The organism is Prochlorococcus sp. MIT 1314, assembly GCF_034093315.1.
Taxonomy (GTDB): Bacteria; Cyanobacteriota; Cyanobacteriia; order PCC-6307; family Cyanobiaceae; genus Prochlorococcus_A; species Prochlorococcus_A marinus_Y.
Map to the genome: position 1 here is coordinate 1,557,709 of NZ_CP139300.1, position 25,359 is coordinate 1,583,067.

The window sequence follows — 25,359 nt, forward strand, 5'->3', positions numbered from 1 at the left end:
GGGCTCTTAATCATAAAAACTTTTGAAAGTTTGGTAAAAATCCCTTGAAACTTATGCAATAAAAATTTTCTTATGTCTCACGAAATATTCATGCCTGCCTTGAGTTCTACTATGACGGAGGGCAAGATTGTGGAATGGTTGAAAAATCCGGGAGATAAGGTTGAAAGAGGCGAATCTGTCTTGGTTGTTGAATCTGACAAGGCAGATATGGATGTTGAATCTTTTCAAGATGGATATCTTGCAGCAGTTTTGATGCCTGCTGGCAGCACTGCACCTGTTGGAGAAACTATTGGTCTCATTGTAGAAAATGAGGATGAGATAGCTTCTGTTCAAGAACAAAATAAAGGAAATCAATCCGAAGTCTCTACTTCAGACCAACTTGAATTGGTAAGCAATAAAACTGAAGAAAAACCAGTGGCCCAGACTGAAAATATCAATAAAGAAGCTGAAGAAGTCGTCTTAAAGAGTGAAAAGCCTGTACCATCTTTTAATACTGATCAAATTAATGCCGCTACAAGTAATGTTTCTTCGAGGATAATTGCATCTCCAAGAGCTAAAAAACTAGCCTCTCAAATGGGTGTTGATTTAGCAAAGGTTCATGGATCTGGGCCTCACGGAAGGATTCAAGCCGATGATATTTTAAAAGCTAATGGCCAACCTGTTTCTATACCATGGATAGGAGAAGGTGGTTCTCCTGCAAGTATTCCTGGTGCAAATGTGGGAGTTGAAAGTAAACCAGAAACTTCAGGAAATAGTTTTGGTAATCCTGGAGAAACAGTTCAATTTAATACTCTTCAAAAAGCGGTAAATAAAAATATGGAATCTAGTTTAGATGTTCCATGTTTTAGGGTGGGTTACTCTATCAATACAGATAAATTAGATAATTTCTACAAAAAGGTAAAACAGAACGGAGTGACTATGACTGCTTTACTTGTAAAGGCAGTTGCAAAGACACTAAAGAAACATCCTCAAGTTAACTCAAGCTTTTCAGAGAATGGAATTTCTTATCCAGAAAATATAAATATTGCTGTTGCTGTTGCGATGGAAGATGGGGGCCTAATAACTCCAGTATTAAAAGAACCCTGTAATACTGATTTATTTGAATTATCTAGGGAATGGAAAGATCTAGTAAAAAGATCGAGATCAAAACAATTAGAACCAGATGAATACTCAACAGGAACATTTACCTTATCTAACCTTGGTATGTTTGGTGTTGATAGATTTGACGCAATACTACCCCCAGGGACCGGTGCGATCTTAGCGATAGCATCATCTAAACCAACTGTTTTAGCTAATAGTGATGGTTCAATATCTGTTAAAAAAATAATGCAAGTAAATCTTACAGCTGATCACAGAGTGATCTATGGAGCTGATGGTGCTTCATTCTTGAAGGACTTGGCTTACCTGATTGAAAATGAGCCAGAGACACTTGTATCTTGATTTTAATTGATTTCTCAAATTAATAATGAAGGGAGAGATTCTAAGCTTGAAGCTTATGATTATTTTCTAGATCCATCATTAATTGCTAGTAAACCTGCTGCAATAAGGCATGAATCAAGATTGATGATAGTAAGAAATAGTGTTTTAGAAGAGAATTGCTTAACTAATAAATTAACCAAGAATCTTTTAGATGAATTTAGAGAAGGCGATCTTGTGGTTGTAAATAATACTAAAGTAATGAAGGCAAGGTTAAAGGTTGAATTAGAACATAGGACTTTAGTCGAATTATTAGTCTTAGAAAGATCCCATGAATCTGTTTGGTTATGTTTAGCAAAGCCAGCGAAAAAGTTAAAAATAAATAGAAAAATAATATTAAAATCTCCTTCTGCACAAGATATTAATTTGATGGTTGATGGGGTTGATGAAGAAACTGGAGGGAGATTTATTAAATTTCCTGAAAATATAACTGATCTCAATTCAATGAATGACCTTCTTGATAAATACGGGGAAATACCTCTCCCGCCTTATATAAAAAATTCCGAAGAAGAATCTTTTCATGAGAATAGTTATCAAACTGAGTATGCAACTAATCCAGGGGCCGTTGCCGCGCCAACTGCTGGTTTACACTTAAGCAAAACTCTTATTTCTAATCTAAAAAAAAAAGGAGTAATAATTTTACCGATAACTTTGCACGTGGGCTATGGAACATTCAAACCAATTGATCAAGAAGATCTAAGTGACTTAAAACTTCATAAAGAATGGGTAAGTGTTAATAAGGAAGTAGTGGAGGAAATAAAAAAAATAAAGAAAATAAAGAAAATAAAGAAAACAGATAGAAGAATAATTGCTATTGGGACAACTAGCGTGAGAGCTCTTGAAAGTTGTTATTCTCACGAAATTAATGACTTTATTCCCATAGCTAAATACGTGGATTTAGTTATTAAGCCAGGTTATAAATTTAAGGTAGTTGATGGATTATTAACTAATTTTCATCTTCCTAAAAGTTCATTATTACTATTAGTAAGTGCAATGATTGGTAGAGAAAGATTATTAGATTTGTATAAAAAAGCCATAAGAGAAAAATTTAGATTTTTCTCTTATGGCGATGCTATGTATATTTCACCAGATTCGTTCCTGGAGAAAAAATAGATTTAGGCTTTGACTGGTTCTTGTATGATTCCGCTTGGAACTTCATTAAACATAATTGATGATAAATATCTCTCTGCTAAATCAGGTAGAACAACTACAATAGTTTTTCCCGCATATTCATCTTGTTCAGCTAATCTTACAGCGGCAGCGGCAGCAGCTCCACAAGATATTCCAACTAATAGACCTTCTTCTTTTGCTAATCTAAGAGCCATCTCGATTGACTCGTCATTTGTTACCTGTTCAACCTTATCAACAATTGATAAGTCAAGGTTCTTAGGAATAAATCCTGCTCCAATTCCTTGAATTTTATGTGGTCCAGATTTAACCTCTTCTCCATTCATTGTCTGTGTAATAACAGGACTATGTGAGGGTTCTACAGCTACAGAAGTAATATTTTTGCCCTTCTCTTGCTTAATGTATCTTGAAACTCCTGTAATTGTGCCTCCAGTTCCAACTCCTGCAACTAAAACATCAATTTCACCATCGCAATCATCCCAGATTTCTGGTCCAGTAGTTTTGAAATGAATTTCTGGGTTTGCTGGATTATCAAATTGACCTGGCATGAAATATTGAGAAGGATTACTTTCTGCAATTTCTTTAGCCTTAGCTATTGCTCCAGGCATCCCTTTAGATGCCTCTGTTAAAACAATCTCAGCCCCCAACACTGCCATAACCCTTCTTCTTTCAATTGACATGGATTCTGGCATTGTAAGGATCAGTTTATAACCTCTTGCTGAAGCAGTAAAAGCTAGAGCAATTCCTGTATTTCCAGAAGTTGGCTCAACAATAGTTTTGTCTTTCGTAAGTTTCCCACTTTTCTCTGCATCCCAGATCATGTTTGCGCCAATCCTACATTTGACACTATAAGCGGGGTTTCTACCTTCAATTTTTGCAAGTACTTTGGCTTTCGCGTTTTTAGTAACTGATTTTAATTTTACTAATGGAGTGTTTCCAATAGCAAAACTGTTGTCCTCATAAATTTTTGCCATTTATATATTGAGAAAATATATATTAATACTAACTATTATTCAGAAAAAGAGTATATAAGTTTCTATACGGTAAATACTAGGAATTTAGAAATTATTTAGTGCTTCAGAAAAGCTTTTCCATAATTGATCTTGGTCTTCTAATCCAACTGATACTCTAATAAGGTGCGAGGGTATACCAAAACTTTCAGCCCAATCCAACTCGTCATAATGAGCTAGTAAGACATAAGGACAAACTAAAGTAAATTTTGTACCTAAACTAGGTCCTTTAGATACTTGTAGAGAATCATAAAATTTTTTAGCTTTGTTCAATCCTCCATTTAATTCAAATGATAATAAGCACCCGTATCCGCCATCAGAAGTAAGTAAAGAATTAAAATTTGGACAATTTTCAGGATGGAAAATATTTTTAATCTCGCTATGGGACTCTAATCTTTTTTTTAATTCTAAACATGCTTTATTTTGTTCAAAAACTCTTTGATTTACATCTCTACTAACTTTCTCCAGATAAACTGTATCTCCATCGGAAAGTGTTGGAAGATTAATCTCGTTTAATGCATTTCTAAATTGATCAATCCATTTGCTTTTTGGATTTAGTATTAATGATCCTGCAAGAATATCACCACTACCTGAAAAAATTTTTGTAAGTGAAGTAAAAACTATATCTGCATGTTCTAGGGAATTTATATTTAAATTTGAACCAATTGTATCGTCAACAATTAAGGGAATATTTAACTTTTTTGCTATTTTTGAAATTTTTTTAATTTTTACACATTTGAGCATTGGATTACTCGGTAGTTCAATAATTAATGCTGATGGATTTATTCTTTTAATTTCTAATTCAATATCCTTGCAATTTTCTTCTGTAATTAACTTGGCTCCATGAAAGATATTCATTGGTAATTTAAGTACATCTACATATGGAAAACCAATTTGGAGTGTTGGTTTAGCTGGAAATAATTTATATATGATTTCTAATGATGTATGCAATGCAGACATTCCTGATGAAGTTAAGTGAATATCATTAGAGTTAATTTTTGTAGATTTAGAAATTCTATTTTTTATTCTTTGAGAACATTCATTTACGTAAGATTTTGGAGGGCAATCTTCAAGACCTAGTTCTATAGCAGCAGCCCTTGAAGATATACCAAGACCAGTATGTTGCCAAAAAGATTTTGCATAAATACTTCCTTCTTTTTCAGTTATTAAGAAAGCTAAATTATCTCTTTTTTCTATTAATGAAAATTGTTCAGAGGTATTTCTATCAATGTATTTTTTGGCTTTAAAAGCTATGCTTTCATTCGGATATGGCCAGATACTTTTATTGTTATAATAATTTTCTTTTTTTACTTTTTCGCATAATCTTTTCACTATGGGGTTTAGCCCGAATCTTGGGTAAATGGACTTCAATAAATTCATGCATTCTTGATTTTTTTCCTCGTAATTTATTACATCATTCCAAGTTGGTAATGCTACAGAAACAGCATGAATACTATCAGGAATAGAATATCCCAACTCTAAATTTTTCCATATAGGGTTTTTAAGTAAATCTCTCAATTTTCAGAATTTATTTAAAGCAAATAATATGTCTGAGATTAAATCGTTTGTTTCTTCACATCCAATCGATAATCTGACAAGAGCATCATCTATCCCTAAAAGATTTTTTGTTTTATCATCAACAGAAGCATGAGTCATTGTTGCGGGGTGACAAATCAAACTTTCAACTCCTCCAAGGCTTTCTGCTAACGAGAAATATTTGAGAGATTTGCAAAATTTAAAAGTATCCTCCTTTTTAAGATTTAATTTTATAGTGATCATCGAACCTCCAGATCTCATTTGCGATTTTGCTAAATTAAATTGCGGATGTTTTTGACTAAAAGGATAAATTACTTTACTAATTATTTTATGATTCTCTAATTCTTCAGAAATTAATTTTGCACTTTGCGTTTGTTGTTCGATTCTTAAAGGAAGAGTTTTCACTCCTCTCGTAATGAGCCAACTATCAAAAGGAGATGGTTGAAGCCCTAGAGCTTTTTGAGAGAAAAGCATCTTACTATTCCATACCTCATTATTTGTCAGTACTGCTCCACCAAGTGCATCACTATGTCCATTAATGAATTTTGTTGTGCTTACGAGTGATAGTGTTGCACCAAGTTCCAATGGTTTTTGAATAAGTGCCGTAGAAAAGGTGTTGTCCACAACCACTGGGATTTGCAGTTTATTCGCTTCATCACAAATCGCCTTAATATCAAGTACCTTCAAAAGTGGATTAGTTGGACTTTCTAGCCATATCAAGGTGGGCTCGATGTATGAAATCTTTTTGATATTATTTTCGTTTGTAAAATCTGTGTATAAAACTTCTAGTCCAAATTTCTTGAAAACTTTTTCGAACATTCTGACTGTACAACCATAGAGATTTGACTCGCAGAGTATCTTGTCACCTGATTTTAGTGTTGATGAAATTGCATTTACCGCGCTAATCCCAGAACCAAAAACTGTACAGTATTTAGAATCTTCTATTGATTTAAGGATGTTTTCTAGAATTCTAAAGTTTGGATTGCCTGATCTGGTGTAGTCGAAATTATCTTTATTTCCATGTTTGAAAGTAGATGTAGAAAAAATAGGAGGCATAACGCATCCAGTTTCTTCTGCAAATGTTTCACCATGGTGAATTGATAAGGTCTTAAAACCTGGCTTTTTTATATTTTTTTCCTTATTTCCCATTATTTTTAAAAATAAGAATGAAATTAAATCTCTCATTTTTTAAAAGAGAGATTTAATAATCCAAAGAAAAGTAGTATTAAACTTTTCTTGAATAATATTCAACAACTAGTAGTTCGTTTATTTCAAGAGCCACCCACTCTCTATCGCATTGCCCATTTATTTTTCCCGTTAATTTAGGCTTGTCTAAATCAAGATGAGGTGGGACATTTGCTAAACCAGGGAATTCTATATTACCTTCTACAAGTTTTTTGCTTGCTTTGTTTTCTTTAATTCCGATTACATCGCCTGATTTGCATTGATAACCAGCAATATCAAGAACCTTTCCATTAACGGTTACATGGCCATGATTTACTAATTGTCTTGAGCCTGGAATGGTACCTCCAAAACCCAATCTAAAACAAACATTATCAAGTCTGTTTTCTAAAAGTCTTAGTAAGTTAGTTCCTGTAGATCCTTCTTGAGCTCTAGCTTTTTTTACATAACGTACTAGTTGTTTTTCAGAAACTCCATAATTAAACCTAAGTTTCTGCTTTTCTTCTAGACGAATTGCATATTCTGATCGCTTGCGACGGGCTTGGCCGTGCTGACCTGGAGGATTAGACTTCTTTGAAGCTTTCCTGGTGAGACCTGGTAGTTCTCCCAAGCGACGCGTAACCCTTAATCTGGGGCCGCGGTATCTTGACATAATTTTAAATTAAATAGAAATTTGCAATAAATTGGATAATTGATTAAATTCAATTAAACTAATTACTACTGGAAATATTATTTTACATCATTAAAGTGTTCAAAACTATTAATAAATCAATTACTTCTATACTTCTTTTTATAATTTCGTTTTATCAAAAGTGGTTTTCTCCTTTTTTCGGACCAAGATGCAGATTTATTCCAAGTTGCAGCTCATATGGATACGAGGCAATTACTAGACATGGTCCTTGGAAGGGAGGGTGGTTAACTTTAAGAAGATTAAGCAGATGTCATCCTTTAACTCCCTGTGGATGTGACCCTGTGCCTGACTAAATGAATGAAAATATTTATTTTTGTTAGGCAGGGATGTTGCCTTTGTGATTCATTAAAAAACAAACTGGCAAAAATAAATCTTAATGAGTTATTCCCTAATCTAGAGGAGCTCAAAGAAATTGATATTGATAGGGTCGATTTATATAAAGATAAATATAAAAAATATGATTATGAAGTACCTGTTATTGCTGTTGAAGGAATTAGGTCCAAGGAGATTATAGAATTGCCTCGCATTTCTCCAAGATTAAAAGATGATCAATTAAAGAATTGGTTTATAAAAAATATTAGTACCATTCTGGAGAAATAAATTTTTTATATGAGATCTATAAAATTACATAAACTTTTAGATTTGGTAGGAATTATTCCTTCATTAGATTTAATCGATCATGATATCAATAATATTTCTTTTAACTCTAAAGAAGTACAAAAAGGAACTTTATTTTTAGGTATGCCGGGTTTAAATGTTGATGGAGGAAAATATTGTATTGAGGCAATTGAAAATGGTGCGGAGGCTGCCATTATTGGGGTTGCTGCAAAAGAGAAAATTGGATCTATTGATCGAGAAAGGATTTTGGTGATAGAGGATAATTTAGATTATATTTTTGGTCAAATAGTCGCTGAGTTTTGGAATAGGCCTTCAAGAAAACTTAAACTTATTGGTGTTACGGGTACAAATGGAAAAACGACAATTACTTTCTTATTGGAATATCTTTTAAAAAAATTAGGGAAAAAAACTGCATTATTTGGGACTTTGCTTAATAGATGGCCTGGCTTCTCAGAAGTGGCTTCTCATACAACTGATTTTGCCGATAAACTTCAAAAGAAATTAAATACTGCTGTTGAGGCAGAATCTGAATTCGCGATATTAGAGGTAAGTTCACATTCTATTGCTCAAAACAGGATATCAGGATGCGAATTCGAGGCGGCTATTTTTACTAATTTAACTCAAGATCATCTTGATTATCACTTAGATATGGAATCATATTTTAAAACAAAAAGAAAATTATTTTTCCCACCTTACTTAAAAGAGAAAGATGGAATTTGTGTATTAAATCATGATGACCATTGGATATCTAAATTATCATCTGATCTTGAAAAAAGATCTTCATTAGTCTCTACAAAGATTACTGAAAGTGAATTTGAAAATGATGATTTTTTTTTCGTAACAGATAAAAAATTTACTGAAAGTGGTTCCAATTGTATTTTTCATACACCTAGGGAAAAAATTCAACTTTTTGTTCCACTTGTTGGTGAATTTAATTTAATGAATGCGATTCAAGCAATAACAATTTTGTATAAACTTAATTTTTCTTTAAAGGATCTATCAAAGTTAATACAATCTTTCCCTGGTGCTCCTGGAAGAATGGAGAAAATACAAATTGATAATGATGTCGTTTTAGGATCACTTCCAACAGTAATTGTTGATTATGCCCACACTCCTGATGGATTAAAAAAAGTTTTGCAATCAATTAAAAAACTTTGTGAAGGGAAACTCATAACTGTTTTTGGCTGTGGCGGAGATCGAGACCGTAGTAAAAGGCCTTTAATGGGATCAATAGCTGAAGAGTTTTCTGATCAACTTTTTATAACTTCAGATAATCCAAGATCAGAAGAACCCCAAAAGATAGTAAATGATATTTTGATGGGTATAAAAAAAAGAGAAAAAATAACAATTGAGATTGATAGATTTAAAGCAATAAATGAATCTATTAAATTTGCCAATAAAGAAGATATTGTTTTAATTGCAGGAAAAGGACATGAAGACTACCAAATTCTCAATGATAAAGTTATTAATTTTGATGATAGAAAAATAGCTTATAAATTATTAAAAGAAAAAAATAAATCTCAATAAAATTTCCTAATCAAATAAGAAAGATCTTTACGCAAATCACAAGAAAAGTTTCGTAGAATCAATGGAGTTTTTTTTAATAAAATGAAAGGCTTAGCCTTAGTTGTAGGCGCTGGTGGAATTGGAACACAACTAGCTAAAGATCTGAATGAAAGTGAAAAAGATTTAGATGTTGTTTTGTGTGGAAGAAAAAGTACATTTAATTCTTTTTGGGAATTAGATATAGAGGATCCTCAATCCCTTTTGAAGTTGAAAAATAAAATATCAAATCATCCTTCAAAATTAAGGCTAGTTGTTAATGCTACAGGTAGACTTCATAGTGATTCTCTTCAACCAGAAAAAAGATTACAACATCTTGATAAAAAAAATATGATGGAAAGTTTTTCAATAAATGCCTTCTCTCCTATTTTATTAGCTAAAGCGATTGAAGAATTTATACCAAAAGATTTTGATTTTAATTTTGCAAGTATAAGTGCAAGAGTGGGCAGCATTGGAGATAATCAAACTGGAGGTTGGTATTCATATAGAGCTGCAAAATCTGCGCAAAATCAGCTTTTTAAATCTTTAAGTATTGAATGGGCTAGACGTTTCCCAAAGGCTACTATCACATTGCTTCATCCAGGAACAGTAGATACTGATTTATCTAGACCTTTTCATAAATTTGTTCCAGCACATAAATTATTTAGTAAAGAAAAATCCTCCCAATTCTTGATCAATATTATTAAAAATCAATCACCAGAATCTACTGGAAAATTTATTGGATGGGACAACTCGGAGATACCTTGGTAAAATATATTTTTTCTATATATCAATAGATCTTTAAGTCAATATTTTTTTTATTTCTATAGCAAGTAAATCAATTTCAGCTTCTGTAGTCATTTGATGTACGCATGCTCTAAACCATTTTGGATCTTCTAAAACTCTAATCCAAATTTTCTTTTCTCCAAGTTTCTGTACAAATTTATCCTTATCTTTAATATTTTCGATATTAAAACTAACAATCCCATTTAAATATTTTTTTTCTAAAACTAATTCAACACCCTTTAATTGATTTAATTTTTCCCAAAGTTTTTTACTTAATTTTCTGATATTTTTGTTTTTTTCTTTTTCATGGCAGTCTTTATCCAAAAGATCTAAAGAATTCCGGAGCCCAGCAAGTAAAGGAATACAAGAGGTAGCTATTTCAAATTTCCTTGCATCATCATGAAAAAGATTATCTGATGGTTCATAGATGCCTTGTTCTTTTTTTAGTGATTTCCAACCAATTATTGTTGGATCTGTTTCATTAATAAATCTATCTGAGACATAAATGGCTCCAAGACCTTCTGGACCACATGCCCATTTATGAGAAGTTATTGAATATAAATCAGAATAAAAAACTTCCTCTTCAATTTTTATGTGCCCAAAGGTTTGAGCTCCATCAACAAGTAGATAAGAATTCTCTCGATTATTTTTTAATTCTATAGAAATTTGTTTTAAAGGAATTTTATATCCAAAGTTCCATAAAATATGAGAAATAATTAAAATCTTAGTTTTACTATTTAGATTTTTTGAAATCTCTAAAATTATATTTTCATCGTTTAGATTTTTAATTTTTTGGATTGGCAAAATTTTGAATATTAATTTATTTCTTCTGCAAAACTCTCGACTTGCCGCTACTACGCCAGGATGTTCACAGTCACTTATTAACAATTCTTCTCCTTCTTCTACTTTTATTCCCCAAAAAGGCAAAATCATACCAGAAGTAATATTCTCGGTTAAGGCTAAATTCTTTGAATTGACACCTAATTTTTGTGCAATGATTCTTTTTGTAGTCAATATTTCCTTGTAAATAAAAGGCCACATATCATTGGTAAATGGTCCTAAATCTTGGATAATTTCCCAAGTTCTGACTATTACTTCTAGAGAAGATTTTGGTAATGGTCCTTGACCTCCATAGTTGAAATAATACTTATTTTTTAATGCTGGTATTTGTTCTCTTAAATTATTTATCATGGAAAATTAAAATTATATTTTTAAATTCTTGAATTTTTTAAATATTGCCTAATAAAGTTACTGTTCTAAATTCAATATCCTCAATTACTTTCCAAGGTTCAGCACTCCTTTCTGCAAATTCTAAATTTTTAAATCCTAGTTCTTTAAAATCACTTATAAAGTCTGGTTCATACCATGCTCCACTAATACATCCTGTCCAAAGATCATGATCATTTTGCAATCTTAAAGGAACTTTTTTGTTAGAGACAATATCGCTAATTGCAATTCTTCCATTATCTTTTAAAACTCTTTTTATATTTATTAGAAGGTTATTCCTAGATTCTGGACTTACCAAGTTTAGAACGCAATTACTTAAAATAATATCAATTGATTTATCTGCGATTAATGGATTTAAATCTTTATCTAATTCATCAAGTTTTTCAATTGAACCTTCTAGAAATTCTGTATTGTTGAAACCTATATTTTTTGTAACTTCTTTAGAGGCTGATCTTGATAAACAAAGCATGTCAGGATTCTGATCAACTCCAATAACTTTCCCTTCTTTTCCAACAATTTGGGCACAAATAAAAGCATTTTTGCCGCTACCACTTCCAAGGTCTAAAACTATATCATTTTTTTGAACATATTTTGTTGGATCACCACATCCATAGTCTCTTTCTATAACCTCTTGAGGAATTGCTTCAAGTAAAACGGGATTAAACCCAACTGGTGTACACAGACAACTTTCTTTTTCAAGTGCGGCTGAACCATATCTTTCTTGAATCGCATCTTTATGATCGAATTTATTAGACGCTTTATTCGATGTGTTTGTATTACAGCAACTTTCAGACATATTTTTAAAAGGACTCTTGATAAATATAGCCAAAAAAAAAGCCCCTGAAAAAGGGGCTTTTTATTGTTTAATTAAATTATTTAGTGTAATTTACACCTCTGTAATTTAATTCTGCTTTTTCATTACTTGAAGAAGCGTCTGCCATTCTATTGGTGTATACGTTTCTTCTGTAGGTAAGTTCAAAAAGTTGCTTTTTAGCAGCTTCTTTGTTTTGAACGTAGTTTTTACCTCTGTAAGTTAAAGTAGTCATGTTTCGATTTGACAACACGGCCATCCCCCGTTCCATGGTATGACTCGAACTGCGCCCTATAGCAAGGGTGAACGAAAAAGTAGCAATTGCTACCAAATTATTATAAGCGTATTTTCCTAAGGATGTCTAGTTTTTACAAAGCTAAATGAATTTTTAATGTTTTCTTAATTATTATGTTAGGTAAATTTTTTTATAAATAGTCTCTAAAAAGGATTATGTTTATATTTGGTTTAATCTTCATGTTGCTATTTTTTTATGACAGGTTTTTTATATTTCTTGGGAAATACTTTAAGGTGGCCAGTCCTGAAGCCAAAAGAATTTTTTTCTCTACATGCGTATTTTTCAATTATTTATTTGATAACTTTTACTTTAAGTAAATATGATGTAAGCCAGTCAAATTTAGTTTTTACTCTAGGAATTCTTGCACCTCTTCTAATCGCCATTGGGCAAGGACTTCCAATTGATTGCCTTGATATGGAATCATCTTTGTTGAAGGAATTAAAAAGCAAGTAATATGTTTTTCAGTTAAAAATTTTTTATAAAACCTGGACAACTTCGCTTATTTCAGGAATCATTTCTTTTAACTTTCTTTCAATACCCATTTTTAGAGTCATAGTACTACTGGGGCAACTACCACATGCCCCTTGAAGTCTTACTTTGACAATTGGACCATCTATTTCTGCAATTTCTACATTACCTCCATCAGATATTAAAAAAGGTCTAAGCTCGTCAAGAACTTTTTCTACATTTTCATTTGTCAGCGAGAGTGTTTCAGTACTCATAATTTTGGATTAACTTTATAATAAGCCTAGAAAGAAATTTAATTAATTGCAAAAAAGATAATTTTCTGTTGTGACTTCATTCAAAAATCCTACTAATGACAATAGCTACTTTGATGCAGTCTTAGTAGGAGCAGGGATAATGAGCAGTACTTTAGCACTTCTAATTTCAGAAGTTTTACCAGATATAAAGTTTCTTATTATAGAAAAATTAAATGCTCCAGGAAATGAAAGTACTGGCGCGTTTAATAATGCAGGTACAGGACATGCTGCTAATTGCGAATTAAACTATACTCCTTTAGATGAAAAAGGTAATATAAAAATAGATAAAGCGCTCTCAATAAATCGTTCTTTTGAAAGATCCATGTCTTTATGGGCCTCATTGTATGAAGCAGGGAAAATTGATATTAAAAAGTTTTTAAAATTTATTCCTCATATTAGCTTTGTTTCTGGTGAGGATAATATTTCTTTTTTAAAAAAAAGATTTCAGAAAATGACCGAAAATCCTGAATTTAACGATATGGAATTTTCTTCATCTTTTGATCAAATTTCATCATGGGCTCCTCTAATAACTAAAGATAGGAATCCATTTACTAAGATTGCTGCTACAAGAATAGGTAGAGGAACAGATATAAATTTTGAGGCTCTGACTAAAGAGTATTTATCTTTAGTCTCTTTAAACAAAAATGTTGAAATTAGATACAAAACAGAATTAGTAGATTTAAAGAAAATTGATAAAAAAAAATGGGAACTAGAAATTAGTTCAGAAGGTAGAAAAACTTCGATTAGAACTGCCTATGTTTTTCTTGGTGCTGGTGGAAAAACAATTAATTATTTGCAAAAATCGAAAATTCCAGAAGCAAAGAGTTATGGTGGATTTCCTGTTAGTGGGAAATGGCTTATTTGCGATAAAAAAGATCTAACAGAAAGACATAACTCAAAAGTTTATGGTAAGGCTGATATTGGATCACCACCAATGTCTGTGCCTCATTTAGATACCAGATGGATTGATAATAAAAAACTTCTTTTATATGGGCCTTTTGCTGGATTTACAACAAAATTTTTAAAGCAAAGTTCATACTTTGACTTATTTAGTTCAATTAAAAAGAATAATATTTTTTCTATGTTAGATGTTGGTTTCAAGAACAACGATTTAATTAATTACCTAATATCACAATCATTAAAGAACCATAACTCAAGAGTTGAGAATTTAAAGAATATGATGCCATCAGCTAATCCCTCTGATTGGTATTTAAAGAATGCTGGTCAAAGAGTCCAAATAATTAAAAAAACTGAAGGTGGTGGTTCTTTGAAATTTGGAACAGAGATTGTGAATTCATCTGATGGATCATTATCTGCTTTGCTAGGAGCTTCTCCCGGAGCAAGTACTGCGGTTTCTATTATGGTTGAGGTTCTAGAAAAATCTGTTTTATTTTTAAAAGACAAGCATAATCTTCAGAAAAAAATAAATGACTTAATTTATCCAGAACCATCGGCTTCTGAAAATGACAGTACCTTCATAAAAGACATCAAAAAAAGAAATAATTCGATTTTTGGTTTCCATCCATAATTCTAATTAGCTAATATTAATCAAGATGTAATAAGAGGAGATTCTTTCTTTCTAAATGACTGATATATCTGTTTCAAAAATAAGAAATTTCTGCATAATCGCTCATATTGACCATGGTAAATCTACCCTTGCAGATAGGTTACTTCAAGATACTGGTACTGTGCAGCAAAGGGATATGCAAGAACAATTTTTGGACAGTATGGATCTCGAAAGAGAGAGAGGAATTACTATCAAGTTACAGGCCGCTAGGATGAAATATAAAGCTGACGATTCTCAAGAATATGTTTTGAACTTAATAGATACTCCAGGACATGTTGATTTTTCTTATGAGGTTAGTAGATCTCTTCAGGCTTGTGAGGGCGCTTTACTCGTTGTTGATGCTAGTCAAGGTGTAGAAGCTCAAACCTTAGCTAATGTTTATCTTGCTATAGAAAATAATCTTGAAATAATTCCTGTTTTAAATAAAGTTGATTTGCCAGGTGCTGATGCTGAAAAAATAAAACAAGAAATAGAGGAAATTATTGGACTTGATACATCTAATGCAATAAATTGTTCAGCAAAAACTGGAGTCGGTATTAAAGATATTTTGGAAGCAATTGTAAGAAGAGTACCTCCTCCTCAAGATGAAATAAAACTACCTACAAAGGCACTAATTTTTGATTCATATTATGATCCCTATAGAGGAGTTATTGTTTATTTTAGGGTGATATCTGGTTCTCTTAATAAGAGAGAAAAAATATTATTAATGGCTAGTAAAAAAAATTATGAACTGGATGAGATAGGAATAATGGCCCCTGATCAGCAGCAAGTTGATGAATTACATGCAGGAGAAGTTGGTTATCTAGCTGCTTCTATAAAATCAGTTGCTGATGCGAGAGTGGGAGATACAATTACTCTTTTAAATTCACCTGCAAATAATCCTTTGCCTGGTTACAAGACAGCAAATCCTATGGTTTTTTGTGGCTTATTCCCGACTGATGCTGATCAATTCCCAGATTTAAGAGTATCTCTTGAAAAATTACAATTATCTGATGCAGCTTTAAAATATGAGCCCGAAACCAGTAGCGCAATGGGCTTCGGGTTTAGGTGCGGATTCCTAGGACTTCTTCACATGGAGATTGTTCAAGAAAGATTAGAAAGAGAATATGATTTGGATCTAATCGTAACAGCACCATCAGTTATCTATAAGGTTAATTTAAATCAGCGGGAACATATCTTTATTGATAATCCTTCTACAATTCCTGATCCACAACTTAGAGAATCAATAGAAGAGCCTTATGTGAAAATGGAAATTTATGCTCCCAATGAATTTAATGGAACATTAATGGGTTTATGTCAGGAAAGAAGGGGAGTATTTATAGATATGAAATACATAACAACAGATAGAGTTACTTTGATTTATGAAATTCCATTAGCAGAAGTAGTTACAGATTTCTTTGATCAAATGAAAAGTAGGACTCAAGGTTATGCATCAATGGAATATCATTTAATTGGATATAGAAAGAATGACCTTGTTAGATTAGATGTTCTAATAAATTCAGAAAGAGCAGATCCATTAACTTCTATTGTTCATAAAGATAAGGCTTATGGAATTGGCAGAAGTTTAGTTGAGAAATTAAAAGAACTTATACCAAAACAACAATTTAAAATACCTATTCAAGCATCAATCGGTAGCAGGATTATTGCAAGTGAAAGTATAAGTGCTTTGAGAAAAGATGTTTTATCTAAATGTTATGGAGGAGATATATCTAGGAAAAAGAAACTTTTAAAGAAACAAGCCAAAGGTAAAAAGAGGATGAAGGCAATGGGTAAAGTTGAAGTACCTCAAGAAGCTTTTATGGCAGTCCTTAAATTAAACCAGTAATTTTTTAAAATTTAAAATTAATAGCTATTTTTTTTTTTAAGAATTGGTTATATTTCAGTCATATCTGTAAAAAAGATTTTGGATAATAATTCATTTAATCGTGTTAGCGCAAATATCAGAAAAGCGGGATTCCTTATTGTGCTTTTTTATCTTCTTGTTGTTTTAATAATGAAATTTTTAGAGGCCAATAATTTTTTTGGTTATTCATTTTCAATGTTAAGCAATGATATCTTTGCCCCTCCTTCGCTTAATCATTTCTGTGGCACAGATAGATTAGGAAGAGATGTTTGCTTAAGAACTTTGCAAGGATCATCCTTAGCGATAGAAGTTGTATTCTTAGCTATTCTTTTTTCATGTAGTGTGGGTTTGCCATTAGGATTATTAAGTGGATATTTTGGTGGTTTTTTTGATAAATGCTTATCACTAATAATGGATACTATTTTCTCAATACCTGTAATTTTGCTTTCAGTTGTTGTGGCTTTTGTATTGGGTAAGGGTATCCTTAATGCAGCTTTGGCTTTGTGTATTGTTTACTCACCTCAATATTTTAGATTAATCAGAAATCAAACAATATTAGTTAAATCCGAAACTTACGTGGAAGCAGCTAAAGTTTCAGGGGCTGATGTTAAAAGAATTATTTTTAAATATATTCTCCCAAATGTAATAACACCTTTACCTATTCTGCTTACCCTGAATGCTGCGGATGCTGTTTTGGTATTAGGAAGTTTAGGATTTTTAGGTCTTGGTGTTCCTGCAGATGTCCCAGAGTGGGGAAGTGATTTAAATCTTGCTATTGCCGCTTTACCTACAGGCATATGGTGGACAGCTTTGTTCCCAGGTTTGGCAATGTTTTTTTTAGTTTTAGGTCTTTCTTTTATAGGAGAGGATCTTGAAGAAATTTTTGATAGTCAAAAGTCTGAATAAATTTAGTTATCTTGAATAGGATAAAATTCTCCTTGATCATTCAACTTAGGATATTCTTTAGCTGAATTTTTATACATCTCAGCTAATTCGGGGTAACACCATTCAAAAAGTGTTGTTTGATATTCATCTATATTTAAACCTTCTCCATTATCGGGCAATACACCTTTATTTTCTCTCTGGCGAATAGCTTCAAATAATAATATGGAAGCAGCAACTGAAACATTCAGTGATTGAACCATACCTCTCATAGGTATGAAAATTGATTGATCAACCATTGATATGAGTTCTTTACTCAATCCCCATTTTTCTGCTCCTAACACAAAACATGTATTGTGAGAATAATCAAAATTTCTATAATCGACTGATTCACTATTGAGAGTTGTTCCATATAATTTAAAACCCTTATTTTTTAAATCTGATATTGCATTGATAGTGTTTTCATAATTATTTAATTTGACCCATTTCTGACTACCTTGAGCAGTACTATTAAAAGTCTTAACGGCATTCATTTTGCTAATAAAATTTGCTTCGAAAACTCCAGCTGCATCGCAAGTTCTTAATATCGCAGATAGATTATGTGGCTTATTGACATCCTCAACTAAAACAGTTAAGTTTTTCATTCTGCAATCTAAGACACTTTTGATTCGCTCAAATCTTCTTGGCAAAATTGACATTTATAATTTTTTCACACTTTTTAAATTATATTCAAAAAATATTGATTACCTATTAAATCTCTTGGTTTATAATATTTGAGTAATTGGAATTAACTAAATGGCATACATAGAATGGGACTATACAGTTATCACTAGCATGGTAGAAAAACAAGGTTGGAATTTGCCTGAGCGAGAATCTGAAGAATGGAATAAATTTAAAGATGAATTAGGAGAAAGAATGAGAGGAGTTGGAATCGTTTTTGAAAAATATTGTAAATTTACTCCTGATGTAGGAGAAGGGGTTCATCTTTTAGATGAATGATCAAAAATAGATTTAAAACCATTGATGTATCCCTTAATCAATGGCTTATTAATAATTAAGATAATACAATTTCATTAAATTAGAACTGGTAATTATTAAGGCTTTATAAAGCTTGTGCTGTTAAAAGCTTCTTTGTATTAGATAATATGTTTTTTTATCTCCCACAAAAAAGTTATTTAAATTCTATATTTGTATAAAAATATGAAAAATAAATTAACTTTTTTATTCGATGGTGGCTGTCCACTTTGCTTGAGAGAAACAAATTTTCTAAAAAAAAGAGATATCTTCAATCAAATTTTATTTGTAGATATTAACAGCAAAGATTATGATCAAAACCTATTTAATAACATCTCATATTCAGAAGCCATGTCCAACCTTCATGGCATTCTTGAAAATGGTGAAATTATAAGGGGACTAGACGTACTTGCATATTCTTATGAATTAATTGGTTTAGGTTGGGTTTATTATCCTTTGAAGATTAAACTCTTATCTCCATTATTAAGGCTGGTTTATAGATATTGGGCAAAGTATAGACTTCAAATTACAGGTCGATCCAATATTGAAAAGTTTTGTACCTCTAAATGTGAACAATAAATATGGAAAATATAGACATAGACAGAATAATAGAAATGTGTTGGGAAGATAGAACTCCCTTTGAAGCTATTGAGTATCAATTTGGTTTAAAAGAGGAAGATGCGATCAAAATTATGCGTCAAAATCTTAAACCTAAATCATTTAAAATCTGGAGAGAGAGAGTTTCGGGAAGAAATACTAAACATATGGCGCTTAAAGATTCAACTAGGTTCAAATCTACTCATAAGAGAAAATTATAAATTTTGAAAAATCTTTCTAATAAAATTTGTCCTGTTTGTAATAGGCCATTCGAATGGCGTAAAAAATGGAAAAACTGTTGGGATGATGTTATCTACTGTTCAAAAAGATGCAGTAATAGAAAGTCGCAAAGATGAAACAAATATCAATTATCTTCCCGAATCAACTTTTTAGAGAAAGTCCAATTTTAAAAATAAATTGTGAAATTTTAATTTTGGAAGATTCATTATTTTTTGGGAATGATAAATTTCATAAATTAATTAATCATAAAAACAAGTTGGTTTTTCATAGAGCATCTATGCTCTTTTATAAAAATTATTTAGAAAAATCTGGCTTTAAAGTTTTATATATCGAGAACAAGAATAATCTTTCTACAGTTGAATATTTATCAGAATTTATTAAAGATAAATATCAGAAAATAAATCTTATTGACCCTCATGATTTCTTAATAATGAAGAGGATCAATAATTTTGTTGAAAGTAATAATTTAACTTTAAATGTTTTGCCCTCGCCAATGTTTATGAGTAGTGAAGAGTTGAAAGAGTTATTTGCCTTAAATACAAACAAACCCCTTATGGGAAGATTTTATGAGAATCAAAGAAAGAGCCAAAAGATATTAGTTAATTCGGATAATAAACCTGAAGGAGGTAAGTGGAGCTTTGATGAAATGAATAGAAAAAAATTACCAAAAAACTTAAGCATACCTGATACACCCAAACTACCAAAAAATAACTTTGTAATTCATGCCGAAAAATCATTGGCAAATTTTGATATTGAGTTTATTGGAGAAAGTAATAACTTTATATATCCAACTAATTTTGATGAGGCAGATGAATGGTTAGATGATTTTTTTAAACATAGATTTTTCTTGTTTGGAGATTATGAAGATGCTATTTCAAAAGAAAATTCTTTTTTATGGCACAGTTTACTTTCTCCCCTTTTAAATAGCGGCTTATTAACACCAGACCAAGTAGTAAATAAAGCATTAATTTATGCCAAAAATAATAATGTTCCAATTAACTCGTTAGAAGGTTTTATTCGCCAAATTATTGGATGGAGAGAATTTATTTGCCTTGTCTATAAAAAGTACGGAACCAATATGCGAAATAGTAATTTTTGGAATTTTAAAAATAAACCAATTCCAGAATCTTTTTATCAAGGAAATACAGGGATTGAACCAGTAGATATTGTTATAAAAACTATTATTAAATTTGGTTATTGTCATCATATTGAGAGGCTAATGATTATTGGTAACTTTATGCTTCTATGTAGAATTCACCCTAATCAAGTTTATAAATGGTTTATGGAAATGTTTATTGATTCTTATGATTGGGTAATGGTTCCTAATGTTTATGGAATGAGTCAGTTTAGTGACGGAGGTATTTTCTCAACTAAACCATATATATCAAGCTCTAATTATGTAAAAAAAATGTCAAATTTTAAAAGTGGCCCTTGGTGTGAAATATGGGATGGTTTATTTTGGAAATTTATTAAAGATAATGAAAGTTTTTTCAGAAAGCAATATCGACTGGCAATGTTAGCTAGAAATCTTGACAAAATGTCAGAGGAAAAATTAAATAATCACATAAGAACAGCCGATAAATTTTTGAGAGATATTCAATAAATTAAGACTGATAATCTATTGTTAATTTTGAAAAATTAAAAGAATATTATATTATTACGAAGTATTACAAGTCGATGTTAAATTGTAAAAATACTTAGACCTAATAATGAATATAGGAACCCTTTTCTTGAAAAGTAATTCGACAGGTATCATTACTTTTTCTGAATTAGATTGGATAACTAACCATCAATCTAAATTCACAAGGTTGGAGGAATCTATAGCTATTAAGTTGGGAAGAATGCTTGATGCAGGATCTATCAACATAGGTTGCCGTTTAAATTCCTGATTAAGTTTTATTTTTTTAATGAAGTATCAAGAAGAGAAAAAAAATTTTTTTCGAGAAAGAATTCATTCTTTGAATATCTTTCTTTTTTTAGGTTTTAACCTAACTCTCATCTCTATCTTAGGTTTTATTTGGTTCAATTCTTCTATTGAAAAAGTAGTTTAAACATTCTAATTTTTTGTATATTAAAGATATCAATAGAAATAAATTATATTTTGAGCATAGGATATTTACAAAGGAAAGCAGCTTGGGAAATTCTATTAAAAGTTAGTTCTGGTGAATTTTCTGATCATGCTCTTGAAAAGGTTTTAAGAAATTATCACTTTAATCCTTTAGATATAGCTTTTATTACAGAATTATCTTTTGGATGTATAAGGTACAGAAAATTTCTTGATCTTTGGACGGACCATACATCAAAAATTACTTACAAAAAGCAGCCTCCAAAGTTAAGATGGCTTTTACATATAGGTTTATATCAATTATTGAAAATGGATAAAATTCCATTTTCAGCGGCCATTTCTACCACTGTAGAAGTAGCTAAAAAAACAAATCTAAGGGGTTTGGCAGGCACTGTAAATGCGATATTGAGAAATGCATCTAGAAAATTAGAACAAGATGATTTCCCAAAATTATCTTCTGATAGAAAAGAAAGAATTTCATATATTGAGTCATTGCCATTATGGCTTGTGAATGATCTTTACAAATGGGTAGGAATTAATGATGCTGAAAAAATTGTTAAAGCATTTAATAAAAAACCCTCTATAGATTTGAGAATTAACCCACTAAAAACTGATTTAGATGAATTTTTGAAAGTACTTTGTGAAAAAAAAATTGATGCTGAAATTATTAAAGATTTAAATAATGGAATTACTTTAAAATCTAATCCAAGATCTATTAAAAACTTGCCAGGATATAGTGATGGGCTTTGGACAATACAAGACAGATCTTCTCAGTGGGTAGCGCCTCTTTTGAATCCAAAAAAAGGTGAAAAGATTTTAGATGCATGTGCAGCTCCAGGAAGTAAGTCTACGCACTTAGCAGAATTAGTAAAAGATAGTGCTGAAATACTTGCTGTAGATAGATCAGAAAAAAGATTGAAAATACTTCAATCAAATTTAGATAGGTTAAATTTAAAATCAGTAACTACCCTGAAAGCTGATGCAACGAGTTTGATTGAATTGAATCCTAAGTTTAAATCTTATTTTGATAAGATACTTTTAGATGCTCCATGTTCTGGGATTGGTACTCTCTCCAGGAATCCAGATTCTAGATGGTCCTTGAGTAGGGAAAAAATAAAATACTTAACTTTATTGCAGGAAAAGCTATTAAATAGTATTGTTCCTCTTTTGAAAAAAGATGGAACTTTAGTTTATTCAACTTGCACGATCTGTCCTGATGAAAATATTCTATTAATTGAAAGATTTATTGAAAAAAACAAAGGATTAAAATTGACTAGCCAAAAGCAAATTTTACCTAGCTTAGATTATCCTGGAGATGGATTTTATGCGGCAATAATTTCCTATAAATCTTAAAGAAAAAATTTATTTTTTAATTTAGATTTTATAAATTTCAGCTATAAATTTCTTCCATAAATAAGCTGCATTTCCACTAGATAATTTAGATTCTCTGTTATCGTCATAACCTATCCAGATACCTGTTGTAAGATTATCAAGTGAACCGATAAACCAAAGATCTTTATTGCCATCAGATGTTCCTGTTTTTCCATAAATTTTCTTTCCTTTTATAAAAGCTGCTTTTGAAGTGCCATCTTTTACTGATTTTTCAAGAAGCTTATTTAGTTTTTTATTTACTTTATAATCTAATATTTTTTTGGCAATAAATTTGTTTTTCCAAATAATTTGCTTATTAAATGACTCTATTTTTTCTAGGATACTAGGGCTGTAAATCTTTCCATTATTATTTATTGCAGAATATGCATTTGTAATGTTTAAAAGATTATCTCCGTAGGAGCCAATAGCTAATGATGGAAATTCCTCAAACTCTTGTTCATAGCCAAGACCGAATTCATTAGCTAGATTAATAATATTTTTTAGGCCGATTTTTTTTGTTATTGATATTGGAACGATATTGGATGAACTTTTGAATGATTCAATCAAAGATATAGTTCCTCTATACACTTCTGAAAAATTTTTTGGGCAATAACTTTCCCAGCATTTTGGTAAGTCTTCAAATTTATCGCTTAATTTTGTCCCTCCTATTAATGCAGCAGTATAAGGAATTATTTTAAAAGTAGAACCTAAAGGTCTTACAGATGAAGTAACTCTATTATATTCATTTACTGATGGATGTTTGCTAGTTATCATTGTCCTTATTAGTCCTGTATTTGATTCAATTGATAACAATGCAAATTCAATTTCTTTAGGTCCAACATATCTTGAGATTTTTTGGGCAGTTTTTTGCCAATCTTTATTAATAGAAGATTTAATTCTTAAAAACTTATAATCGTTCTTAGTCTCAATTTTTTTATCTGTTTCCTCAAGGATAAAATTTATTAGTAATTTATCATGTGAAAAATTATCATCTGTTTGATAATTTAGGTTTATTTTCTCTTTAATCGCCTTATTCTTATTTGTAAGAGAGATATATCCATCAAGATACATTGATTCAAGAACTTTATTTCTATTTTTAATAGCTATTTCTATATTTTGATAAGGTGAATAAATTGATGGAGCTGGAGCCAATCCTGCAATTAAAGCAATCTCTGATAATGTCAATTCTTCTATAAGTTTTCCAAAATAAACTTGAGAAGCCTCGTTAACCCCGTATGCTCCTGATCCTAAATAAATATTATTTAAATATAATTTTAAAATTTGATTTTTGTCATATCTAAATTCAAGTATGAGTGATATAAGAATTTCTTTGATTTTTCTTTGAAAACTTAAATCATTATTTAGAAAAAGTAATCTAGCAACTTGTTGTGTGATCGTACTTCCTCCCTCCTTAACATAACCACTTCTAATATTTTGAAAAAGGGCACGTGAAATACTTTTTAGATCTATTCCTTTATGTTTATAAAATCTTTTATCTTCCGAAGATATAAAAGAATTTTTAAGAAAAAAAGGAATTTTATGATTGTGATTGTCTATTTCAAATTTCCGGCTTAATTTGCTTAGTATCTTATTATCGGAAGATAAAATTACATAAGAATATTTGGGTGCTCGATACCTTTTATTTTTAGATATATCAAATTTTAATGTGGTAAATATTAGATTAAAAAAATAAAAAAATATTCCAGAAAATAGTAATATTGGAATTATTAAAACAAAAGATTTGGATTTAATCTTTTGCACCTTAAGCAACTAAAAAACTATGTCCGATCGCTAAAGCTGTAACTAACATTCCAGTTATAAGAAAGGGTTGGGCACTTGCTTGATATTTGACATCAAACTTTAGAGGATCTCTTAATAACCACATATCTTGAAATGTAATTTGTGGAATTACTAATAAAACCAAAATTACAGAGGCTAAATGTTGACCAATAATGACTAATACTACAACCATTGCTAATTGAAAAATGTCAATGAGTCCTGCACTTATTCTGCTTGCATTTTTAATCCCAAATACTACTGGTAAAGAATTCAAGCCAAGCTTTGAGTCTCCTTCTACGCTTTTGAAATCATTAATAACAGCAATACCAAGCCCAGAGAGGCTATAAGCAAGTGTTAATAATGCGGTCACAACAGTCAATTTCCCAAACAATGCTTGTCCTGCCCACCAAGGTAAAGCTATATATGATGCTCCTAATGCATAATTTCCAAGCCAACCATTTTGTTTTAATTTAAGAGGTGGAGCAGAATAAATATAACTAACAAAAGATCCTCCTAATGCTAAAAGCAAGACGGAGGGGAAGTTATGTTGAGCATATAAATCTAATAGAAAAGCAACTATTAGGCCTGCAATAAGTAATACCCAGATTTGAATTTTTACATCTTTGATTGAAATTTTTCCAGAAGGAATTGGTCTATTTGGTTCGTTAATTGCGTCAATTTCTTTGTCAAAAAAATCATTTATGGTTTGTGTATAACCTGCTAGAAGTGGCCCACTCATCAACATGCATGCTAGTGAAGCTAAAACATTACTAAATGTCCATTCAAAATTTCCACTAGCAGCTGCTCCACAAATAACACCCCATATCAAAGGGATCCATGTAATTGGCTTCATTAACTGTATACGAAGTTTCCATATACTTGAAGTTTCAGAGGCCCCCTTAATTCCTAAAAGTTGTTTTGGATCATTCACTTTACGC

General features: G+C 31.0%; 28 protein-coding genes. 17 read left to right on the forward strand and 11 right to left on the reverse strand.

Annotated features, from left to right (window positions below; genetic code table 11):
• Positions 1-72: 72 nt before the first annotated feature.
• Together SOI86_RS08845 and queA are read left to right on the forward strand one after the other, a co-directional pair.
• On the forward strand, positions 73-1,440 hold the full coding sequence (locus SOI86_RS08845; protein WP_320681447.1) for a dihydrolipoamide acetyltransferase family protein: 1,368 nt from the start codon (positions 73-75) through the stop codon (positions 1,438-1,440).
• Positions 1,441-1,446: 6 nt separating this feature from the next.
• Positions 1,447-2,589 carry a tRNA preQ1(34) S-adenosylmethionine ribosyltransferase-isomerase QueA gene (gene queA, locus SOI86_RS08850; protein ID WP_320681448.1) on the forward strand — a complete coding sequence of 381 codons (1,143 nt, stop codon included), beginning with the start codon at positions 1,447-1,449 and terminating at the stop codon, positions 2,587-2,589.
• A gap of 2 nt (positions 2,590-2,591) precedes the next feature.
• Here the strand turns inward: queA and cysK are convergent, their stop codons facing one another.
• The 4 genes from cysK to rpsD form a co-directional block, all read right to left on the reverse strand.
• Positions 2,592-3,578, reverse strand: coding sequence for a cysteine synthase A (cysK, locus tag SOI86_RS08855; protein ID WP_320681449.1), 987 nt, complete (start codon positions 3,576-3,578; stop codon positions 2,592-2,594).
• 84 nt (positions 3,579-3,662) lie between these two features.
• A complete protein-coding gene (locus SOI86_RS08860; RefSeq protein ID WP_320681450.1) occupies positions 3,663-5,132 on the reverse strand; it encodes a PLP-dependent transferase in 1,470 nt (489 codons plus the stop codon).
• Between the two features lie 3 nt (positions 5,133-5,135).
• Positions 5,136-6,299: a PLP-dependent aspartate aminotransferase family protein gene (locus SOI86_RS08865; RefSeq protein WP_320682522.1), complete on the reverse strand. Its 1,164-nt coding sequence runs from the start codon at positions 6,297-6,299 to the stop codon at positions 5,136-5,138.
• 76 nt (positions 6,300-6,375) lie between these two features.
• Positions 6,376-6,984: a 30S ribosomal protein S4 gene (rpsD, locus tag SOI86_RS08870; RefSeq protein WP_320681451.1), complete on the reverse strand. Its 609-nt coding sequence runs from the start codon at positions 6,982-6,984 to the stop codon at positions 6,376-6,378.
• A gap of 95 nt (positions 6,985-7,079) precedes the next feature.
• On the opposite strand from rpsD, the gene yidD reads away from it, so the two are divergent.
• The 4 genes from yidD (at position 7,080) to SOI86_RS08890 (ending at position 9,954) form a co-directional block, all read left to right on the forward strand.
• On the forward strand, positions 7,080-7,316 hold the full coding sequence (gene yidD / locus SOI86_RS08875) for a membrane protein insertion efficiency factor YidD (protein WP_320681452.1): 237 nt from the start codon (positions 7,080-7,082) through the stop codon (positions 7,314-7,316).
• A gap of 4 nt (positions 7,317-7,320) precedes the next feature.
• Positions 7,321-7,623, forward strand: coding sequence for a glutaredoxin family protein (locus tag SOI86_RS08880; protein ID WP_320681453.1), 303 nt, complete (start codon positions 7,321-7,323; stop codon positions 7,621-7,623).
• A gap of 9 nt (positions 7,624-7,632) precedes the next feature.
• The gene (locus SOI86_RS08885) at positions 7,633-9,168 is read left to right on the forward strand and encodes a UDP-N-acetylmuramoyl-L-alanyl-D-glutamate--2,6-diaminopimelate ligase (RefSeq protein WP_320681454.1); all 1,536 of its coding nucleotides are present in this window, start codon (positions 7,633-7,635) and stop codon (positions 9,166-9,168) included.
• An 81-nt stretch (positions 9,169-9,249) separates the two neighbouring features.
• The gene (locus SOI86_RS08890) at positions 9,250-9,954 is read left to right on the forward strand and encodes an SDR family NAD(P)-dependent oxidoreductase (protein ID WP_320681455.1); all 705 of its coding nucleotides are present in this window, start codon (positions 9,250-9,252) and stop codon (positions 9,952-9,954) included.
• 30 nt (positions 9,955-9,984) lie between these two features.
• Here SOI86_RS08890 and SOI86_RS08895 read toward each other — a convergent pair whose 3' ends face one another.
• The 3 genes from SOI86_RS08895 to SOI86_RS08905 form a co-directional block, all read right to left on the reverse strand.
• Positions 9,985-11,160, reverse strand: coding sequence for an aminotransferase class V-fold PLP-dependent enzyme (locus tag SOI86_RS08895; protein WP_320681456.1), 1,176 nt, complete (start codon positions 11,158-11,160; stop codon positions 9,985-9,987).
• Between the two features lie 37 nt (positions 11,161-11,197).
• Entirely contained in the window at positions 11,198-11,992 is a 795-nt protein-coding gene (locus SOI86_RS08900) for a methyltransferase domain-containing protein (RefSeq protein ID WP_320681457.1), read from the reverse strand.
• A gap of 76 nt (positions 11,993-12,068) precedes the next feature.
• On the reverse strand, positions 12,069-12,242 hold the full coding sequence (locus SOI86_RS08905; RefSeq protein WP_320681458.1) for a DUF4278 domain-containing protein: 174 nt from the start codon (positions 12,240-12,242) through the stop codon (positions 12,069-12,071).
• A 255-nt stretch (positions 12,243-12,497) separates the two neighbouring features.
• Between SOI86_RS08905 and SOI86_RS08910 the strand changes: the two genes are divergently transcribed.
• Complete coding sequence (locus SOI86_RS08910; protein WP_320681459.1) at positions 12,498-12,755, forward strand: hypothetical protein; 258 nt, start codon at positions 12,498-12,500, stop codon at positions 12,753-12,755.
• Positions 12,756-12,778: 23 nt separating this feature from the next.
• Here the strand turns inward: SOI86_RS08910 and SOI86_RS08915 are convergent, their stop codons facing one another.
• Positions 12,779-13,024, reverse strand: a complete 246-nt coding sequence (locus tag SOI86_RS08915; RefSeq protein WP_002805305.1) for a NifU family protein — start codon at positions 13,022-13,024, stop codon at positions 12,779-12,781.
• A gap of 70 nt (positions 13,025-13,094) precedes the next feature.
• Between SOI86_RS08915 and SOI86_RS08920 the strand changes: the two genes are divergently transcribed.
• The 3 genes from SOI86_RS08920 (at position 13,095) to SOI86_RS08930 (ending at position 17,379) form a co-directional block, all read left to right on the forward strand.
• Complete coding sequence (locus SOI86_RS08920; RefSeq protein WP_320681460.1) at positions 13,095-14,591, forward strand: malate:quinone oxidoreductase; 1,497 nt, start codon at positions 13,095-13,097, stop codon at positions 14,589-14,591.
• Positions 14,592-14,646: 55 nt separating this feature from the next.
• On the forward strand, positions 14,647-16,455 hold the full coding sequence (gene lepA / locus SOI86_RS08925; RefSeq protein WP_320681461.1) for a translation elongation factor 4: 1,809 nt from the start codon (positions 14,647-14,649) through the stop codon (positions 16,453-16,455).
• 168 nt (positions 16,456-16,623) lie between these two features.
• Positions 16,624-17,379, forward strand: a complete 756-nt coding sequence (locus SOI86_RS08930; protein WP_320681462.1) for an ABC transporter permease — start codon at positions 16,624-16,626, stop codon at positions 17,377-17,379.
• A 2-nt stretch (positions 17,380-17,381) separates the two neighbouring features.
• On the opposite strand, the gene trmH is transcribed toward SOI86_RS08930, so the two are convergent.
• Positions 17,382-18,053, reverse strand: coding sequence for a tRNA (guanosine(18)-2'-O)-methyltransferase TrmH (gene trmH / locus SOI86_RS08935; protein WP_320681463.1), 672 nt, complete (start codon positions 18,051-18,053; stop codon positions 17,382-17,384).
• Positions 18,054-18,150: 97 nt separating this feature from the next.
• Between trmH and SOI86_RS08940 the strand changes: the two genes are divergently transcribed.
• The 7 genes from SOI86_RS08940 to SOI86_RS08970 all read left to right on the forward strand — a co-directional run bounded on the left by SOI86_RS08940 (position 18,151) and on the right by SOI86_RS08970 (position 22,624).
• A complete protein-coding gene (locus SOI86_RS08940; RefSeq protein ID WP_320681464.1) occupies positions 18,151-18,354 on the forward strand; it encodes a hypothetical protein in 204 nt (67 codons plus the stop codon).
• 201 nt (positions 18,355-18,555) lie between these two features.
• The gene (locus tag SOI86_RS08945; protein ID WP_320681465.1) at positions 18,556-18,948 is read left to right on the forward strand and encodes a DUF393 domain-containing protein; all 393 of its coding nucleotides are present in this window, start codon (positions 18,556-18,558) and stop codon (positions 18,946-18,948) included.
• 2 nt (positions 18,949-18,950) lie between these two features.
• Positions 18,951-19,187 (forward strand): TIGR03643 family protein, encoded by a 237-nt coding sequence (locus SOI86_RS08950; RefSeq protein WP_320681466.1) that lies wholly within the window; start codon positions 18,951-18,953, stop codon positions 19,185-19,187.
• Positions 19,188-19,190: 3 nt separating this feature from the next.
• Positions 19,191-19,322: a DUF2256 domain-containing protein gene (locus SOI86_RS08955; protein ID WP_320681467.1), complete on the forward strand. Its 132-nt coding sequence runs from the start codon at positions 19,191-19,193 to the stop codon at positions 19,320-19,322.
• The gene (locus SOI86_RS08960) at positions 19,319-20,809 is read left to right on the forward strand and encodes a cryptochrome/photolyase family protein (protein ID WP_320681468.1); all 1,491 of its coding nucleotides are present in this window, start codon (positions 19,319-19,321) and stop codon (positions 20,807-20,809) included. The genes SOI86_RS08955 and SOI86_RS08960 overlap by 4 nt, the downstream gene beginning before the upstream one ends.
• 106 nt (positions 20,810-20,915) lie before the next feature.
• The gene (locus tag SOI86_RS08965; protein WP_320681469.1) at positions 20,916-21,095 is read left to right on the forward strand and encodes a hypothetical protein; all 180 of its coding nucleotides are present in this window, start codon (positions 20,916-20,918) and stop codon (positions 21,093-21,095) included.
• A 212-nt stretch (positions 21,096-21,307) separates the two neighbouring features.
• Positions 21,308-22,624, forward strand: coding sequence for a 16S rRNA (cytosine(967)-C(5))-methyltransferase (locus tag SOI86_RS08970; protein ID WP_320681470.1), 1,317 nt, complete (start codon positions 21,308-21,310; stop codon positions 22,622-22,624).
• Between the two features lie 21 nt (positions 22,625-22,645).
• Here the strand turns inward: SOI86_RS08970 and SOI86_RS08975 are convergent, their stop codons facing one another.
• Both SOI86_RS08975 and chlG read right to left on the reverse strand, forming a co-directional pair.
• A complete protein-coding gene (locus SOI86_RS08975) occupies positions 22,646-24,403 on the reverse strand; it encodes a transglycosylase domain-containing protein (protein ID WP_320681471.1) in 1,758 nt (585 codons plus the stop codon).
• 1 nt (position 24,404) lies between these two features.
• Complete coding sequence (gene chlG / locus SOI86_RS08980) at positions 24,405-25,352, reverse strand: chlorophyll synthase ChlG (protein WP_320681472.1); 948 nt, start codon at positions 25,350-25,352, stop codon at positions 24,405-24,407.
• Positions 25,353-25,359 lie beyond the last annotated feature (7 nt).